Origin of the sequence: Flavobacterium frigoris (assembly GCF_900111075.1) — a bacterium.
In the GTDB taxonomy this organism is placed as follows: domain Bacteria; phylum Bacteroidota; class Bacteroidia; order Flavobacteriales; family Flavobacteriaceae; genus Flavobacterium; species Flavobacterium frigoris.
The window spans coordinates 1-18,260 of sequence record NZ_FOFZ01000002.1; the positions used below are offsets into that span (position 1 = coordinate 1).

The following is an 18,260-nucleotide window of genomic DNA, read 5'->3' on the forward strand; positions in this document are numbered from 1 at the left end:
GAAGAAAATGTTCAAGAGAGCCGAAGAGAATGGATGCTTTTGATGATGGAACGAGCAGGTAAAAAGAATAGCAATGTAAAGCATAGACAATTTTGGCAACAAGATAATCACCCAATAGAGATTTGGTCGCTAAAGGTTTTTGAGCAAAAGCTTAACTATATTCATCAAAATCCTGTTGAATCAGGTTTTGTAACTGATCCAATAGGTTGGAAATACAGCAGTGCTAGAAATTATGGAAATAATGACCAAACACTTTTAGAGATAGACGTGAATTGATTTATAATGTGGGCACGAGCGGGGGATAGATATTATAAAACCAAGACAATCGCTAATGCTATTTATAATACAGAAACGGGAAAAAAAGATATTGATAATATGATAAAATTAGTAGATCAAGTTTTTCAATATAAAATGAGTAAATCTAAAGAGGAAGTGAGTAATAATAAATTTTTAGACAAATCACTTGATAACTATTGGTTTAAAGAAGGGATCGATGTAGAAACTTTTCCAGCTTTTGGAGTGTCGGCTTTAACATCAGATTTTGATGAAGATAAACTTGGACTATTTTGTATTGGCGGTACTCAAGCTGCAAAAGTGGGAGTGAAAGAATTTAAACCTATAATTGAGGGAAATAATGTAGGGTATGAAGCAACAGTAATTATTGAATATTTAGATGCATTTGGAGTTTCTGAAAGCGACTATACAAAAGATCTTGGAATACTGGGATCTAGTAATTTAGCTCAATATAATTATCGAGGAGGAGTTTTATCTCAATGGATTCTACAACACCAATATGGATATAAACCTTTTAATGACTATTTAACTTATGTTGTAAAAATGAAAAAAGTATGGAAAAAATAAAAGAAATATTTAGACATTTTATATTGTCAGAACTTGTGTCAATATTTTTCACTTTTATATTTGGTTTTTTTTTAATAAATAAAGATCCATTATGGTTATTTTTTTTCATTGTTTGCTCGTATGTTTTTTATATATCAAAATGGAATTTATTATTAACTCTTATTTTTTATTATATAAATCAAAACATATCAAAGATAATCTCAGTAATTAGTATTCTAGTATTGCTTTTTATTACTGTTTATTTGTTTTATAATCGGAATTATTATGAAAGTCTTTCATTAGATAAATACCCACATTCATTTATGAGAGCTAATATAGAAAAAATATTAATTTTTTTATGTTTAGTTATAAGTCACTTGTTAGTGAAGTTTGATTACATAATTTGGGCTAAGATGAAAAGATTTAAAAAAAACATTAAAAGATAGGCTTTATAAGCGGATCGTTGGAGTGTGCTGTGAATTACCAATAGTTGCGAACCTTGGTCAATGTTGTATAAGAGATGGAAGCAGGTCTTCTGCAATCGCTGTGCAAGCGGAGGTTTGACCCCCCGCTGGTTTGAGCGTATGCTAGCGCGAGCTTCTCGCTCGTGCCCACAAAGTAAAAACATTATTAATTCCCCACGCCGTCGCGAGCAAAAATAACTTCAAAGGCTAGCGCGACGCCTCTGGCTCGTGCCCACTATCATAAGCAGCTAAAACAAAAACCCAACCTACAACCCTAAAAAGTTGTAGTTTGTTGTTTTAGGGATAGTTATATTTATCAAAAAAGCAAATGAGCAGGAAATATAAATTTGCTTCCTCCCGAATCTTTTGGTGTGGTTCGTTCAAGAGAAACAAAACATTCTTATGTCTAAAAAACATGCTAGATTTTTAGCCCTGATGGAAGTGGCATCCTTTTTAGCCTCGTTCTCAAAACGAGACTAAAAAGATATAACGGACAGCAGGAATAGCTTCAAAAAAATAAAGAAATCTCTTCCAAATCAAGTTATCTTTGCCAAATGCCAAAAAAACCCCTTCTCCTACTTCCTCTATTTTCGTTTTTCCTACTAGGTCAAGCATAAAGTTACGCCGTTACGATAAGTACTTAGGTAAGGTAGCACTCACACAACTGGCACTCGGGACAAACGAACCCCAGAGGAAAACTAAAGTATTATATTGTACATAAAGCTTCTCAGTCATTTCGTTTATTTGACCTTAATTCCTTTTAAATAGGTATTCACGGGCTTCATTCCCAAAATGGCACTGTCTTCGATTTTCATAATGTCTTTATCATACATAACAAAGTCGGCCCATTTACCCACTTCAAGACTTCCTTTTTCTTTTTCTTCGAAATTAGAATAAGCAGCCCAAATAGTCATTCCTTTTAAGGTTTCCTCTCGCGTCAATGCATTTTCCATCTGGAAACCATCTCTAGGATATCCTTTACTGTCCTTTCTGGCTACAGCCGCATGAAAAGTCAACATTGGGTTCACTTCTTCGACAGGAAAATCAGTTCCTAAAGCTATAACACCCGCTTTTTGAAGTAATTTTTTATAAGCATAAGCATTCTTTAAACGCTCTTTTCCTAGTCTTTGCCCTGCCCAATACATGTCTGAAGTAGCGTGCGTAGGTTGAACGGAAGGAATAATTCCTAATTTAAAATAATCAAAATCAGCCTCTTGCACAACCTGCGCATGCTCTATTTTCCAACGCCTGTCTTTTTTACCTTCTAAAGCTGCTTTGTACACTTTCAATATTACCGTATTTGCAGAATCACCAATTGCATGTGTATTCAATTGAAAATTGGAAGCTGCAATTCTATTGGCGATCATTTTCATATCAGGTATAGGAGTAATTAATGCGCCAAACTGCTCAGGACTATCTGAATATGGCTTGTGCATACAGGCCCCACGAGAACCTAAGGCACCGTCACCATACATTTTAAAAGAACGAACATCCAGATTATCGGTTTTGTAAATACCTTTTTTTAGATATAAGTCCATGTTTTTTTGATTCACCGTAACCATTGCATAAACATTAAGCTTCATGACCTTAGCCTTTTGCAAACTATCGATTAAATCTATAACCTGAGGATCTAAACCAGCATCATTTACCGTAGTCAATCCGTAGTCGAACATGATTTTCTCCGCATCCAGCAGTGCCGTTATTTGTGTTTTTCTGCTTGGTTTTGGAATGATATTAAACACCAATTCCATTGGGTTATCAATTAAAATTCCTGTTGGTTCTCCATTTACTATTTCTATCTGCCCGCCAATTGCCTTTGTGTCTTTTGTAATATTTGCCAAGGACAATACTTTACTATTCACCACTATGGCGTGACCATCAACTCTGTTAAGCACTACAGGAATATTAGGAAAGTATTTGTCTAAAATTGCTTTAGAAGGAAATTCTTTAACTTCCCAGTCATTTTGATCCCAACCGTTTCCAACAATAAATTTAAGATTTTTCTTTTTCTGAAAAGCCTGAATCCGACTTATCACTTCCTTCATACTTTTAGTACCGCGCAAATCAACTTCCTGTAAATTTAGCCCGTAACCATAAAAATGACAGTGCGCATCAATTAAACCTGGATAGATAAACTTGCCTTTCGCATTGATCGTATTCGTAGATTCAAACTTATTGATAATCTCTTCATTTGTTCCAATGGCCACGATTTCTCCGTCACTTATAGCCATTGCTGTTGCAGTATCAAAAGTTTTGTTTACAGTATATATCGTAGCATCAGTAATTATGCAATCAACTGTAGCTTTATCCTTTTTTAAACAAGAAACAAGGGTAAATAAAGCAAGAATTAAAATATAGGGTTTCATATTGTGCGGTTTAGATAGGCTAATATAAAAAAGAAGCGCAAATAAAAAAAACTACTCCTTGTTATTTACATCGAATCCCGATACTATACTAATTTTTCAAAACAAAATAGAATAATAAATCCCTAAAATTTCAACACATTACCCATGTTGTTATTAATTTTAAACAAAAAAACGCTCTCATAAAGGAGAACGTTTTCTTAACTAATTAAAAATAAACTTTAAATTATGCTTTTGAATAAGCATCAGAATGCACATTAGCAACTGCTCTTCCCGAAGGATCATTCATGTTTTTAAATGCTTCATCCCATTCCAAAGCGATTTTTGTACTACAAGCCACACTAGCTTCTTGAGGCACACATAAGGCTGCGGCATCACTTGGAAAATGTTCATGAAAAATAGAACGGTAATAATATTCTTCTTTAGATGTAGGCGTCTGTAATGGGAAACGGAATTTTGCATTTGCCAATTGCTCATCTGTAACCTCAACAGCTACTACTTCTTTCAATTTATCAATCCAGCCGTATCCTACTCCATCACTAAACTGCTCTTTTTGTCTCCAAGCAACACTTGGCGGCAACATATCTTCAAAAGCTTTACGCACTACCCATTTTTCCATTGGATGTTCTTTGTTGATCATTTTATCTTGAGGGTTAATTCGCATCGCTACATCCATAAACTCTTTGTCTAAGAACGGTACACGTCCTTCGATTCCCCAAGCCGCTAAACTTTTGTTAGCTCGTAGACAGTCGTACATATGTAACTTCCCTAATTTACGTACATTTTCTTCATGGAATTCTTGAGCGTTTGGTGCTTTATGAAAATACAAATACCCTCCAAAAAGTTCATCAGCTCCTTCACCAGACAAAACCATTTTTATCCCCATTGACTTAATAACTCTTGCCATTAACCACATTGGGGTTGACGCTCTAATAGTAGTTACATCATATGTTTCCAAGTTATAAATTACGTCTTTAACCGCATCTAAACCTTCTTGAATTGTAAACTTAATTTCGTGATGAATAGTTCCAATATGATCTGCCACTATTTGAGCAGCTGCCAAATCTGGCGAACCTTCTAATCCTACAGAGAAAGAATGCAATTGCGGATACCAAGCATCAGCGACATCACCTGACTCTATACGTTTTTGCGCATATTTCTTAGCTATAGCCGAAGTAACCGAAGAATCCAATCCTCCTGAAAGTAATACTCCGTAAGGAACATCACTCATCAATTGTCTATGGACAGCTGCTTCCAGCGCTTCTTTGATAGCTGGAATACTTGTTTCGTTGTCTTTTACAGCATCATAATCTGTCCACTCTCTTTTGTACCATTGTACAAACTCACCATCTTTGCTAGTCATATAATGTCCTGGGGGAAACAATTGGATTTTTGTACAATATCCTTCCAATGCTTTTAATTCTGAAGCTACATAAAAAGTTCCGTGTTGGTCCCAACCAATATATAGTGGAATAATCCCCATATGGTCACGAGCTACAAAATACTCATCTTTATCCACATCATAGATCGCAAATCCGAAGATTCCATTCATTTCATCTATAAAATGAGGTCCTTTTTCTTTGTAAAGTGCTAAGATCACCTCGCAGTCACTTTCTGTCTGAAAGTTATATTTCCCCTCAAATTGTTTACGCAACGCTCTGTGGTTGTAAATTTCACCATTGGCAGCTAAAACTAATTTTCCGTCTTCACTAAATAACGGTTGCTTACCAGAAGCTGGATCAACAATTGCCAAACGCTCATGAGACATAATCGCTTTATCATTACTATAAATACCACTCCAGTCTGGTCCACGGTGACGAATGATTTTAGACATTTCTAATACTTGAGGTCTTAAAACTTCCGCTTTTTGTTTTAGGTCAAAGGCACATACTATTCCACACATAACTATATATTTTTAAACTGTTATATTTATTTTGATAAGCCAAAGATGCAATTACAGTTACAATTACAAAACACAAATCGCCAAATTGGTTACAATTATAAGTAATAATTGTAAATTAGACTCAAAACTGTAACTAAAAGAACATCGAGAATAGTTTCCAAGTTGAAAATAGTAATTTCATAACGTCTTCTAAAATAATAAAAGCATCTAAGAGGACTAATTAGAATGAATACTATGCAATCTCCTCTATCAAATACTTTGTAGTATTTATTTCGAATGTAAAACCTACCACATTCCCCATCAGTTTATTTCCTAAAGGTGATTGTGGAGACAAGGCAATAATATTAACTCCTTCTATATTAATTTTAGGCAATGCTAGACTAAGGTATAGGTAGATCCCATTTGCTTTCACTAAACTCCCTACTACTATGATTCCCGCAATTTTTGAAGGGTCAATTTTATCTAAAATTGCTTTTTGCGCAACCACTTCGCGTAGTTTATTATTCAGCTTTTCCTGTTCGAGATGCATCATGGATAATGCTGTCTCGTGCTTATCCCCGGCAGAACCTTTGGCATCATTTTTAGAATCCTCGGTAAGCGCCACAATCATATCTCTAAAAACATCAATTCTGTCTTGAACGAGTTGTGAGTAATACTGATATATCTTTTGTTTGAAAGTCATAATTATAAATTTTAAATACGGCAAATGCAAATGAGTTTGGCACATTTCGCTTGAGAAGCAACAGCACTATTTCACATTACAGCTACCAAAGTTATGTTATTATTGTAGAGTCTAACAACTTTTTTTAGAATCCTTTTCAGTATTTGTAGTGAGTTTTAATAGGAATTTCTAACTTTACATTTGATTCAAATACTAATTTCAACATATATAATTAAAACTATGAAAAAATCGACATTGATTACTACAATCGCTTTTGGCTTTATGATACTACTATCATCAAATGCAAATGCTCAGAAATTCCCTGATCTTGATAAGAGCCCTATGGATGTGGCTTCCTACCCCACCGATTATAAAAATGCTGACAAACTTGCAAAAGTAACCTACAGCAGACCGCAACTAAAAGGACGTAGTTTAGACGAACTTGCTCCAGCGGGGAAAGTATGGAGAACAGGCGCAAATGAAGCAGCAGAAATCACGCTTTACAAAGACATGAAATTAGGAGAAACTAAAATTAAGGCAGGTACTTATACTTTATATGCTATTCCAGAAAAAGACAACTACACTATAATTATCAGTAAAGATTTGAATGTTTGGGGATCTTATTTCTACAAAGAAGCTAATGATGTTGCTCGATTAAAAGTCCCTGTAACTGAAGGTACTGATTCATTAGAGTCTTTTTCTATGGTTTTCACCAAAGCGGATAATGGTATCGTTCTAAACTTAGGATGGGATAAAGTTAGAGTTGCAGTTCCGTTTACTGAATAAGACTACTTTACAGTATACAAAAAATGGCTTCCCAAATCAGGAAGCCATTTTTTTATGCTGTCGTTTAGGCTTTAAGCCAAATTAAAAATCAAACTTATAATTAGCACCTACCACGATTTGAAAACTTTGAACCGGGTAATTCAACCATTTTTGATAGCCGTTATTCGTGATATTATTAGCTCGTAGAAATCCAGTCAATTGACTGTTGTATTTATAACCTAAATGTGCATTAACATCAAAATAACTGTCTAATGTTATTGGGCTAGAATTTGTTACAAAAGCAGTATTGCTTTGTATATCCTTACGTTCCCCTACATAAAAAACAGTAGCTCCGGCAAACCATTTTGGCGTAATATTAAAATCAATATTAGAGTTCAACTTAATCGTTGGTAAATTCCAGGCCTCTTGCTCCAGATCGTTTGTATAACTACTAAAAGTTCCGCTGATTCCAAAAGTCACATCATCTGAAAAATTAGCTTTTAAGTCTCCTGAGAAACTCACCGTTTTCATATCATCATAAACGACTTGAAATGAATTTCCATAGGCATAGTCTTCATTTGACGTATTTTCATTGTAATCATTACTTTTATACAACGCCTTATTTCTTTCATTTATATAAGAGCCTCGAATATTATAACTCACATTATTCACTATTTTCCCTTTCAAACCAGCAAAAACATCATATTGTTGGTCTGTTGGCCTGATATCCAAAGTAGGTGATAAGAATAAATTTTCATTGGCAAAATCCATATAAGAGTTTTGCTCTAAGTTCCCCTCAGCACCGGCATAAAAAATCATTAAGTCCCCAACCACCTTGTACGAAGCATTAAAATTCGGATACACATACAATTTATTAGTACTGCTTTCATTATCTAAACTATAGAATATTTTAGCACCAATATTCAAGGTCCAATCCTCCTTTTGCATTACAAAACTAGGAGCTACACCCAAATTTGTATACCCATATTTTAAAGGTTCTGTATTAGTCTTTAAATAATTATTTTCAAAACTTCCTCCTACGTAATCAACGGTTATGTCTGTCCTAATAGACTCGTCCATCACATCGAATTGTAAAGACGGCTTGATATAAAATCTGTTTTCAGCAGAACCTAAAGCATCTGTAAAGCGATTAAACTTCATACTTGCTTCATTCAAAAAACCTTTATTAAAATCAATTTTACCACCAAAATAAATGGTGTTGTAAGTATGCTGTGGGTCAATTGCAAAAATCAAATCAGATCTATCAGCCGGGTTTAAAGAAGCGCCGAAATTTTCTGGTAATCCGTACCAGTTATAGATTTGGTTTTTATATCCTAAATCTAGATTCCAAGACATATCATTATAATTAGCCCCATACGTCAAATCGATGGATGAATCATAAAATCGATCGTCTAACTCTATACCGCTTATTCCGCCTTGTGAAGACAGATGACGAAACATTCCGCCTACATAATCATTGTTATCTAGTTCTTGGTTAACAAACAATTCAGCATTTAATGTTCTGTAATTTCCAAATCCCAGCGTAGCATAATTATTATACATATGCTCTTGTTTTGTTTTGTCTACCCCTTCTGCTTTTCCTTTTGAAGGCGTAAAAGTAGAAGCTACTGGAAAAGAAAAAATAGAATATTTAATCGTTTCTTTTTTAGCATTCCCGTCATCATCAAGAACGGGAGTCTCCTGTACTTTGAAAGCATCCGAAATGGCAGGCGTATAAGGCTTCACCACGTTGACAACCTCAGAGCCTATGTTTTCCTCTTTCTTTTGTGCAAAAGAAACCTGAAGCACCATTAGTAAAACGGCAATGATAATCTTATTTTGGAAATTGAATTTCATATTTTATTATTTTTTTAGAGTTAAGAAGAAAAGTTCTTGTCTTAATCTCCTGTTATTCTCTTTTCTTATTATTTTTTCTAACTAGTTTTTCGTCCCTATTCTATTTCCCATTCTCCTTTTGCAATGAGTTGCGTCTTACCACCGATTTTGATATCATAATGTCCATCAGATAATTTTCCTTCGAAAAAAATCTGTGAAGGCCTATTAATAAATTCTCCTTGATTATTAACTATATCAATCACAGGAGCGTAATATTTTAAAAGAAACGCTTGCAAACAGCTGCTCGCACTTCCTGTAGCAGCATCCTCTATCAACTGATTTTTTTCGATACACAACATTCTACTACTGAGCATTGCATCTTCAAGACAAAAAAAATACAATGCCTGATGCGCCGTTTTACAATGATCCTCTAGCCAATTCTCCGCTTTGCTTTTATCCAGTTCAATTTTTTCAAGTGTCTTTTTATCTTTAACAGCCACCATTACAAAAGCACTACCAGTAGTGACTTCTTGAATCTCAAATCGATTATCAAAATCATTCAATTCTAAGTTACTGAAAGACACAAAATCCTGTTTTGAAAAAACATCAAAAAATTCTGGTTGCGCTGCCTGTAACCAAACTAAACCTTCGGATTGATAAACTGGAATTGAGCCAATAGGAACTTTCACCGTACATTTTTGATGATTATTATTAAAAATTTTATTCATCAATACCCATGACGTCCCTATAATAGGATGTCCCGCAAACTGCATTTCCTTTGCTGGAGTGAATATTCTAATTTGCGCTGTCGCTTCATCAGGATTCATTTTAGTAATAAATGTACTTTCGGCAAAATTAATTTCAGCAGCTATTTTCTGCATCTGATCCTCCGCTATATTCTCAGCATTTAAAAAAACTGCCAATTGATTCCCAGCATACTTGCGATCTGAAAAAACATCAACGATGTAAAAAGGAATGTTCATTTTTTATGAATTATTTTAAAAATTTATATCAGGTAATCAAATTTACCTTACTTCATTTTTATTTTACAATCGATGAGTTTGTTTTCGACTCTTCTGTTTTAATCGCATCCAATTCTCTTTTCGCTTCGGAGATTACATCTGGAAAATCAGTAAAGTTTTCAATTACATTATCTAAAATATAAGTCGCTTGAAAACTATCTTTCAATCCGTAGAAATTCTTGGCCATTAGAATCAAACCTTTGGCACCAAAATAGCGGTAACCTGAATAATTTTTAGCTAATTTTTGAACCGCTGTATTTGAAGTCTCAAACTTTCCGTCTTTATTTTTAAAATAAGCATCATAATATAATGCTTCTGCCGCTAATTCTCCTTTTGCAATCGTAAGCAATTTAGCATATCCTGCTCTTGCTTTACTTTCATCTCCTGTTTGTATTGCTGAACGGGCAATAATAATTTGCGCATCACTTTTAACATTATCATCCGTTTTAGGATTACTCAACACTTTATCCGCATAAATAACGGAGCTTGAATAGTCTTTTTTCTCATAATAACATTTCATCAAATTAGATTGCGCAAACACTTTATTCTGAGGAAAATCAGCTTCATTTTCTAGACGAAGTAATACCGGAATCGCTTTTGCATTATCATTATTTTTCAATAAAATTTGAGACAAGCGCGCTAAAGATTGTTCCGTAAATTCATTTCTAGGCTGCCCTATTACGAATTCATAATTAGGAATAGATTTCACTTGCAAGCCTTCAGAAAAGTACGCTTGGGCTAAATAAAAATTAGCTTGTAAAGAATGTATTCCTCTTGGGAAACTAGAAGTATACGCCATAAATCCAGATATAGCCTGTTTGTTATTGTTTTGCTCAAATTGTTTTAATGCTGACTCATACGTATCGTTATCTAAATCCGCATCAGTAACTGCTACGAAATCTAAAGTTCGCACCCAAGTCGCATATTCGTCTACTCTTCCACCGTCAACATAAATTAAACGTGCCGTTGAAACAGCCTCAAGCGCCTCTGGAGTTTTAGGAAATTCAGCTGCTACTTTTTTAAATTTCGTTAAAGCATCCGCGTTTTTATCTGAATTGTAATAAATTAATCCTTGACGTAAAATTGATTTTGCAGTATAAGATCCGTTCTTAAATTCAGAAATTAAACGATCAAATGTTTTTAAAGCCAAATCTTGTTTTCCGCTTGCAACATAAGTGTTAGCCAATTCGTACATGGCATCGTCTCTATAGTTTGATTTTGGATACGATTGTAAAAAAGAATTCAGTTCCTCAATTTTTTTATCATTTTTAGCCACAAAACCATAACAAATCGCTTTTTGATAATAGGCATAATCCGCATCAACACCTTTCATATCGATTGCTTTATTGTAAGCGTCCATTGCAGGCCAATATTTTGACGTTACAAATTGACAATCGCCTAATCTCAAGTAAGAATCAGTCAATCGTACTTTATCGTCTTTTACTGCGTCAATTTGGTTTTGAAAGTAAGTTGCCGCCTGATCGTATTCTTTTAGCTTGAAATAAGTGTAGGCAATATTGTAATTGATGTTTTTATATTCTGGTGCAGACGAAGCACGAGACAATCCTGAAAATTGTTTAAAACTCAATAATGCATTTTTATAATCTTCTAAAACGTATTCTGTTTCTGCTTTCCAGAAAGCAGCCCTTGCTGTAATAGCTGGATCAACTTGCCCGTCGATAGATCTCCTGAACATTTTTAATGCTTCTGGATAGTTTCTGTCAGCATATAATTCTAAACCTCTGTAAAAAGTAACTTTTTGATACGCCAACTTATTCTCAGGACTTTTATTTTTTTCCAATAAAACCAATGCTTCCTTATAATTTTTTGAAGAGATATACGAATCAATCAATAATTTTTCTACTACGGAACGGCTGGCGTTATTAGGATATTTTTTTATAAAATCCAATAAAACTGCAGGTACACTTTGGTAGGAATTCCCTATTTCATAACTTAATTTCGCGTAGTTCAAACTCGCATCTTCCTGGATCGAAGTATCAAATGTCATTTCAGAGGCATTTTTAAAAGCATTCAATGCTTCCTGCTTTTTGTCTAACTTCAGGTAACTTTCCCCTAAATGATAATAAGCATTTTGCGCCACAAAATCTTTTCCGTTTATGATCTTATTGAATTGTGAAATGGCATTTTCAAAATTATTTTGCTTGTAATACGCATAACCCAATTGGTAAAAATCAGTATTATTCCATTTCGCTTTTTTTCCTTTATATTCTGCCAAATAGGGAATCGACTGCTCGTATTTTTTTAGGTTAAAATAGCTTTCGCCAATGATTTTATTGAGTTCTGATTTTTCAATTGCATTCGACTTAGCCATCGCTTTTTCACCTAGATCGATTGCTTTTTGAAAATTACCTAGTTTAAAATTCATGTCGGCTTGGTAATACGAAAGCTTTTCTTTGTATTTTTCTTCCCCAGACACAGCATCAAAATACTTCGTTGCTTCCTTATAGTCATCACCCTCATAAGCCATAAAACCTAAATAATACTTGGCTTGCGAACCGTATTCTTGCGAGTTTACCACCTTATTAAAATAAGTAGTTGCCTCTTTTTTATTTTTCGAATTAAAGAAACTATATCCTTTTTGGAAATTAAATTTATCTCTATCGCTCGCACTCAATTGACTTTCATTCACTTTTTCAAACCATTGTAAGGCTTGAGGATAGTTCGCTTGATCAAAATAATAATGGGCTACTTCGATAAATGCCTGATTGCTCTTCGCACTTGTAGGATAATCTGAAACGAAACGATCCATAAGCATGTCAGCATTGGCCTGATTCAAACGAATGGCGCAAGTCGCGTCATAATAAGAACAATCTGATTTTATTTCGTCATTGTTAGTTTCTGATTTTACTTTTTCGAATATAATTTTGGCGGAAGCAAACTGGCCATCATTAAACAATGACAGCGCTTTATTAAAATCTTTTAAATCATGGGTATATATTGTTGATTTTTGTGCCGAAACAGAAAAAGACACAACAAAAACCAGTAAATAGAGAAGCCAAGAAAGTTTACGCATTTTATTTTTTTTTTTAATATTCAAATGTATCATATTCTATGGTGTATAACGAATCTCCTCTCGGTTTTATTATGAATAAATATTTTAACAATGGCATTTTTAGTACTTAGCACTAGTTCAATCTATTTCTAAAAACCACAAACAACGCTCATTTGGATCTCCAGAACTATCATTATCCGCTTGTTAATTTATATTCGGGCTAATCCACCGTAATACATGAAATTTATTTTGAATACAACCGTTATCTTATTACTTTTACCCAATAAACAAATGCTAATTATGTCTCAAGCTATACTGTCTTTAAAAAACGTAACGATTCATCAAGAAGATAAAGTGATTTTATCAAATATTAATTTGGACGTAAACCGTGGTGAATTCTTATACATCATTGGAAAAACAGGCTCAGGAAAAAGTAGTTTGATGAAAACGCTTTATGCTGATATGCCCTTGACAGAAGGTGAAGCACACATTGTAGATTTTGATTTAGAAACCTTAAAAGAAGATGATATCCCGTTTTTAAGAAGAAAAATAGGTATTGTATTCCAAGATTTCAAATTACTTCCGGATCGTACTATTAAAGACAATATGCTATTTGTACTTAAAGCTACAGGCTGGACAGTTAAAGAGGAAATGGACCGAAAAATTGACGAAGTGTTGGATAAAGTTGGAATGAAAGAATATGCCAGCAAAATGCCACATCAAATTTCTGGTGGAGAACAACAACGTGTTGCCATTGCAAGAGCCTTACTTAATGACCCAGACCTTATCCTTGCTGATGAGCCAACCGGAAATTTAGATCCACAAACAAGCGCTGAAGTACTTGAGGTTTTGAGAAAAATCAACGCCAATGGAAAGACAATAATAATGGCTACCCACGATTATGCTCTATTAATGAAGTTTCCATCAAAGACCTTAAAATGCGAAGACACTAAAATATTTGAAGTAGTTCAAAGAACAGTATAGTTAGTTTTATTTCTTATAAACGTGTGGATTCTCTCTGATTCCCTTTTTAAACATTTTTCTTAAATTCATTCGTAAGAAAGTATCCATTTTCAAAATCGTATCTGTAAATGTATTTTCAGGTCTTCCTCGAAAAGAAGTAACATGGAATTTATCCGATGCAAAAACCGGTTTTTTTGAAAAATAATAATTTGAAATACAGCATCTAAATCCATTATAAACTATGGGAGAGACGGAGTGTAAGGATTCATTATGGGTTACCATCACTACCAATCTGTTAAATTTACTATGAACTGTAATTTGATCTTTCCGTAAACCAGCCGGCCACAATTCGAGGTTACCGCCGTATTCCTTATTCCAATCAGGAGTGACATAATATAATAAATTCAAAACTCGCCAACGTTCTCGGTCTTTATCGTGTGAATTATCCAAATGTGGATTCAGGAATTGTTTATTCCCCATCATTGAAAGTCCTCCAGCATAAAGAAATTCATCTGGAATTGGCGCTTCGATTTGACAAATTTCGCCAATCAAATCAACAATCTTATTGTCTTGAAAAGCATAAATAATTTCTTCCAATATAGGATTGTATAAATTCATCTGAGCTCCAACATATTTATCCTGCCGAATGCTTTTTTTCAAAACCAAATCTTCTGGTTTTGGAAAAACTTGATGTATTTTTGAGACAATTTCTAATGGCAACAAGTCATCAATAAAGAAATAGCCAATAGAATCACTTGAATCAGAAAACTGTTTTTCAACACTCTTTTTCTGGGAACCAATTTTATGATATATTAAATCAGATAGCACTTCTCTTTTCATTATTCCTGGTAATTATTTCATCAATTAGTTTAACATTTGTATTATCATTCAAGTTCAGTTCTAACACCTCAAATCTTCTATTAAAGTCTGTAAAAGACTTGTTGTTCAACTTTTTAATAGCCCGAATTAATTCTTCTTTACTTTCAACTTTACAACATAAATCTGAAATTAAAACATCGTCAATAATATTGTCATTTATTATAGAAAAACGACTATTGAATAATGAATTTATAATCTTTAATTTAGTGCCAGACTTTTGAAATGACCAAGTTACATTAATATGTGCCTGACCTAATAAACACTTTAAATCATCAAAATTTTTTAATTTGTCAAAAAACACATTCTCTCGTTTTTTAATTAAATTTTTCACGAATTTTTCGCCAGTACCTGAAGCAATTCTTAAATTATAATCAGGCAATTCTTTAAAAACCGAAACTAAAAACTCAACTGATTTTCTATTATCTGCAGTATTCAAATCTCCATGATATAAAACGAAATCACCTTTTCCTTTTAAATGACTAACAAAACTATTCCCATGAAAAACCGGGACATAGCATGAATTATTGAATTTCTTTGTCACATATCCCTCTTCAAAATGAGAAATAGTCAAAACTTTATCAAACTTGCTTATAATGTTCTCGTAGTATTTGAATTTAAAACTTTCGAAATAATAAAGTACTTTTCTAACTAACGATTTCTCGCTACTAGCGATTCCTTTAAAATAATCCTGTTCAATATTATGTAATCTCAATATTTTCAAATGATTAAGCAGCTTGCCTGAGTGCACCAAATAAGTAGTTTTCAATCCCTCGAACAAAATTGGCGCGTCAATTTTTTCTATATTGGCCAATAAGTCTTTGTTTCTTCTCGAAATTACAGAGTAGGGAATTTTAGAAAAAAATAAAAAGCTATTTTTTGATGAAGAATAAAAAAAAACTTTTTCAGTAATTAATTTTAATTCCGGAGAACACTTTACAATATCTGAAACAAAACAATGTAAATAAACTTTGTACCCTAACCGATGCAAAGCCTCTATTTTATAAAAAACATCAATTATTCCTCCGTATTTTGGCGGAAAAGGATTGTCAAAACTGATGATTTGAATACTTTTACTTAAATCCATAGTAACAAAAATAATGTATTTTAGCTATATTTGATAAACAAAAGATACTTATGCCTTTTTTCTCTGTAGTCATTCCATTATATAACAAGGAAAATTTTATTAAAAATACATTGAACAGTGTGTTATCTCAAACTTTTACGGACTTTGAAGTGCTGATTGTCAATGATGGATCGACGGACAACAGCGAAAAAATAATTGCAACATTTGATGATCCCAGAATTCGTTATTTCACAAAAGAAAACGGAGGAGCCTCGTCAGCACGAAATTACGGAATCGAAAAAGCACAATCCAATTACATTAGCTTTATAGATGCTGATGACTACTGGTATCCTACATTTTTAGAAGAAATGTTTGCAAGAACACATCGTTTTCCTGACATCAAAGTTTTTTCAGCAGCGATAGAAATCGAAACTTCAAAAAGTACATTTCCAGCACACTATTCAGTAGCAAAAACGGGGGATTTTGAAATTGTGAATTACTTCGCCGCAAGTACTAAGGAAACGGTAATTTGTACTTCCTGTGCTGTTTTTAACAAAACTATTTTCGAAGAGATAGGTACTTTTGACACCAAAATAAAAAGCGGTCAAGACACCGATATGTGGATTCGTATTGGGTTAAAATATCCCGTACTTTTTTCTTGGAAAATTTTAGCAAGGTACGTTTATGATGAAAATAGCCTATCAAAAAATAAAAACTATCTAGATACTAAAGTTGATTTTTCAAAATTCAAAGAAGAGGAAAAATCAAATCCCGACTTGAAAATATTTCTTGATTTAAATCGATTTTCGTTAGCTATAAAACACAAAACGGCCGGAAACAAAACACTCTTTCAAAATTATTACGACGCCATTGACTTAAAAAATTTAGCATTAAAAAAAAGGATACTATTGCTACTTCCCTCTTTTATTTTGAAACAATTAATTTCTTTAAAAACAGTTTTAACTAACTCTGGTTTTGGTTCATCGGTTTTTAAATAATTTAAAATCTTTATAATCGCGGATATAATCAGCTTCATCGAATACCGCTGAAGACATAACCAAACAAACGGCTCCCGAAGAAAAGTTTTCTAATTCTCTCCAAATCCCGTCTACTATCAACAATCCCATATTAGGTTTATTGAGTGTCATCACTTTTTTAGACTTTCCATCTTTTAATACCACATCAAAACTACCGCTTAGTGCGATTAAAAACTCTTGCTGCTCCATATGGCAATGGCCTCCTCTTCTACTTCCGCCAGGCACATCATATAAATAATATACTCTTTTTGCGTCAAAAGGGATAGTGTCTCCTTCAATTACCGAAAGATTACCTCTACGATCTTTAATTTTTGGAATTTTAATAAATTGAACGTCGTTATTAGTTGTCATTGTTTTTGTTTAAAATGGATTCCCATTGTTTTGAAATCGTTTCTATAGATAAATGTGCTACACTTTTAGCGGCATTTTTTTCACAAAAAGCATACAACTCGCGATCTGAAATCATACGGTTAAAAGCAGCTGCGAGAGTAATAGCATTGTAATTTTCCACCAACAAGCCATTATACTCATCAATGACTATTTCTTTTGGTCCTGAATTACAATCCACAGCGACAACCGGTATGCCTAAAGCTAAGGACTCTATAATCGACATTGGAAAACCTTCGTAATGACTCGTTAAAACCGTAAATCTAGCATTTTGAACAATATCAAACGGATTGCTATTAAAAGGCAAAATTATCACATAGTCTTCTAGTTGAAATTCTTTAATCGAATCTTGAATCTTGTTTAAGTCGGGACCATCTCCCAAAAGGAATAGTTGAAATCCCTGTAAAAACAATTTTGAAATAAAAAAAGCTTCAAGCATTAAGCTGAAATTCTTTACTTTTTCTTCAAATCGCCCAAAAAACAAGATGTAATCTACGGTAGTCGCAGTATCCTTACTAATTTGTATTCTAGAAAAGTCAAAAGGATTATGAATTGTCTTGGTATTCTTTAAATCAAATTTCAGCTTCACCTCTTTTTCAATAGCACCAGAAACACATACTATCTTAGCTGCCTTTCGATACAAAAACTGAGACCAAAATACAGACTTTGGAAAGTAGTTTTCTAATTTAAAACTATGAACGATAACTATCTTTTTTCTCCCTCCATAAATCCAATTCGTAATTATTTCTCTTAACAAATTATTCCTAGGTCTATTATCGATGATACAACTAATCTGTTTCTCCTTTAAATAGCGATTCAATAGAAACCCCTTTTTTATTTTCTTAAAAAAAGGAAATCGACTTTCAGTATCTATTCCCAAATTCAACAACTCACCTGCATATTCATAGTCAACGGCATCATTTATAATGATAGTATGCACTTCGATATTTAAATTTTCCAACATAAAACTCAACAACGAAGCAAATTTTTCCGCTCCCCCATTTCCTAATGAGGTCGAAATTATAGCGACTTTATTTGTGTTTTTTATCATTCCTGTCTAAAAG

At 33.5% G+C, this 18,260-nt stretch carries 14 protein-coding genes and 1 pseudogene; 5 read left to right on the plus strand and 10 right to left on the minus strand.

Annotated features, from left to right (window positions below; genetic code table 11):
- Positions 1-276 (plus strand): annotated as a pseudogene (locus BMW63_RS03080) (transposase); the annotation flags it as partial.
- 6 nt (positions 277-282) lie between these two features.
- Positions 283-861 carry a hypothetical protein gene (locus BMW63_RS03085; RefSeq protein WP_074721180.1) on the plus strand — a complete coding sequence of 193 codons (579 nt, stop codon included), beginning with the start codon at positions 283-285 and terminating at the stop codon, positions 859-861.
- A 1,183-nt stretch (positions 862-2,044) separates the two neighbouring features.
- Here BMW63_RS03085 and BMW63_RS03095 read toward each other — a convergent pair.
- From BMW63_RS03095 to BMW63_RS03105, 3 genes are all read right to left on the minus strand, one after another.
- Positions 2,045-3,670: an amidohydrolase gene (locus BMW63_RS03095; protein WP_074721184.1), complete on the minus strand. Its 1,626-nt coding sequence runs from the start codon at positions 3,668-3,670 to the stop codon at positions 2,045-2,047.
- A gap of 223 nt (positions 3,671-3,893) precedes the next feature.
- Positions 3,894-5,570 (minus strand): asparagine synthase B, encoded by a 1,677-nt coding sequence (gene asnB, locus BMW63_RS03100; RefSeq protein WP_074721186.1) that lies wholly within the window; start codon positions 5,568-5,570, stop codon positions 3,894-3,896.
- A gap of 232 nt (positions 5,571-5,802) precedes the next feature.
- The gene (locus BMW63_RS03105) at positions 5,803-6,252 is read right to left on the minus strand and encodes a hypothetical protein (protein WP_074721188.1); all 450 of its coding nucleotides are present in this window, start codon (positions 6,250-6,252) and stop codon (positions 5,803-5,805) included.
- A gap of 219 nt (positions 6,253-6,471) precedes the next feature.
- Between BMW63_RS03105 and BMW63_RS03110 the strand changes: the two genes are divergently transcribed.
- Positions 6,472-7,017: a DUF2911 domain-containing protein gene (locus tag BMW63_RS03110; protein WP_074721190.1), complete on the plus strand. Its 546-nt coding sequence runs from the start codon at positions 6,472-6,474 to the stop codon at positions 7,015-7,017.
- An 81-nt stretch (positions 7,018-7,098) separates the two neighbouring features.
- Here BMW63_RS03110 and BMW63_RS03115 read toward each other — a convergent pair whose 3' ends face one another.
- The 3 genes from BMW63_RS03115 to BMW63_RS03125 all read right to left on the minus strand — a co-directional run bounded on the left by BMW63_RS03115 (position 7,099) and on the right by BMW63_RS03125 (position 12,888).
- Complete coding sequence (locus tag BMW63_RS03115) at positions 7,099-8,853, minus strand: porin family protein (protein ID WP_074721192.1); 1,755 nt, start codon at positions 8,851-8,853, stop codon at positions 7,099-7,101.
- A 95-nt stretch (positions 8,854-8,948) separates the two neighbouring features.
- Entirely contained in the window at positions 8,949-9,815 is an 867-nt protein-coding gene (locus tag BMW63_RS03120; RefSeq protein ID WP_074721194.1) for a PhzF family phenazine biosynthesis protein, read from the minus strand.
- Between the two features lie 58 nt (positions 9,816-9,873).
- Positions 9,874-12,888 carry a tetratricopeptide repeat protein gene (locus tag BMW63_RS03125; protein WP_074721196.1) on the minus strand — a complete coding sequence of 1,005 codons (3,015 nt, stop codon included), beginning with the start codon at positions 12,886-12,888 and terminating at the stop codon, positions 9,874-9,876.
- A gap of 279 nt (positions 12,889-13,167) precedes the next feature.
- Between BMW63_RS03125 and BMW63_RS03130 the strand changes: the two genes are divergently transcribed.
- A complete protein-coding gene (locus tag BMW63_RS03130) occupies positions 13,168-13,851 on the plus strand; it encodes a cell division ATP-binding protein FtsE (RefSeq protein WP_074722008.1) in 684 nt (227 codons plus the stop codon).
- A 6-nt stretch (positions 13,852-13,857) separates the two neighbouring features.
- On the opposite strand, the gene BMW63_RS03135 is transcribed toward BMW63_RS03130, so the two are convergent.
- Both BMW63_RS03135 and BMW63_RS03140 read right to left on the minus strand, forming a co-directional pair.
- Positions 13,858-14,670, minus strand: a complete 813-nt coding sequence (locus tag BMW63_RS03135) for a 2OG-Fe(II) oxygenase (RefSeq protein WP_074721198.1) — start codon at positions 14,668-14,670, stop codon at positions 13,858-13,860.
- Positions 14,648-15,793 carry a glycosyltransferase family protein gene (locus tag BMW63_RS03140; RefSeq protein WP_074721200.1) on the minus strand — a complete coding sequence of 382 codons (1,146 nt, stop codon included), beginning with the start codon at positions 15,791-15,793 and terminating at the stop codon, positions 14,648-14,650. Before BMW63_RS03140 ends, BMW63_RS03135 begins: the two co-directional genes overlap by 23 nt.
- A gap of 50 nt (positions 15,794-15,843) precedes the next feature.
- On the opposite strand from BMW63_RS03140, the gene BMW63_RS03145 reads away from it, so the two are divergent.
- The gene (locus tag BMW63_RS03145; RefSeq protein WP_074721202.1) at positions 15,844-16,770 is read left to right on the plus strand and encodes a glycosyltransferase family 2 protein; all 927 of its coding nucleotides are present in this window, start codon (positions 15,844-15,846) and stop codon (positions 16,768-16,770) included.
- On the opposite strand, the gene BMW63_RS03150 is transcribed toward BMW63_RS03145, so the two are convergent.
- The gene (locus BMW63_RS03150; protein ID WP_074721204.1) at positions 16,753-17,160 is read right to left on the minus strand and encodes a sugar 3,4-ketoisomerase; all 408 of its coding nucleotides are present in this window, start codon (positions 17,158-17,160) and stop codon (positions 16,753-16,755) included. The two genes, BMW63_RS03145 and BMW63_RS03150, sit on opposite strands and share 18 nt — an antisense overlap.
- Entirely contained in the window at positions 17,150-18,247 is a 1,098-nt protein-coding gene (locus BMW63_RS03155) for a glycosyltransferase (protein ID WP_074721206.1), read from the minus strand. Before BMW63_RS03155 ends, BMW63_RS03150 begins: the two co-directional genes overlap by 11 nt.
- Positions 18,248-18,260: the final 13 nt, after the last annotated feature.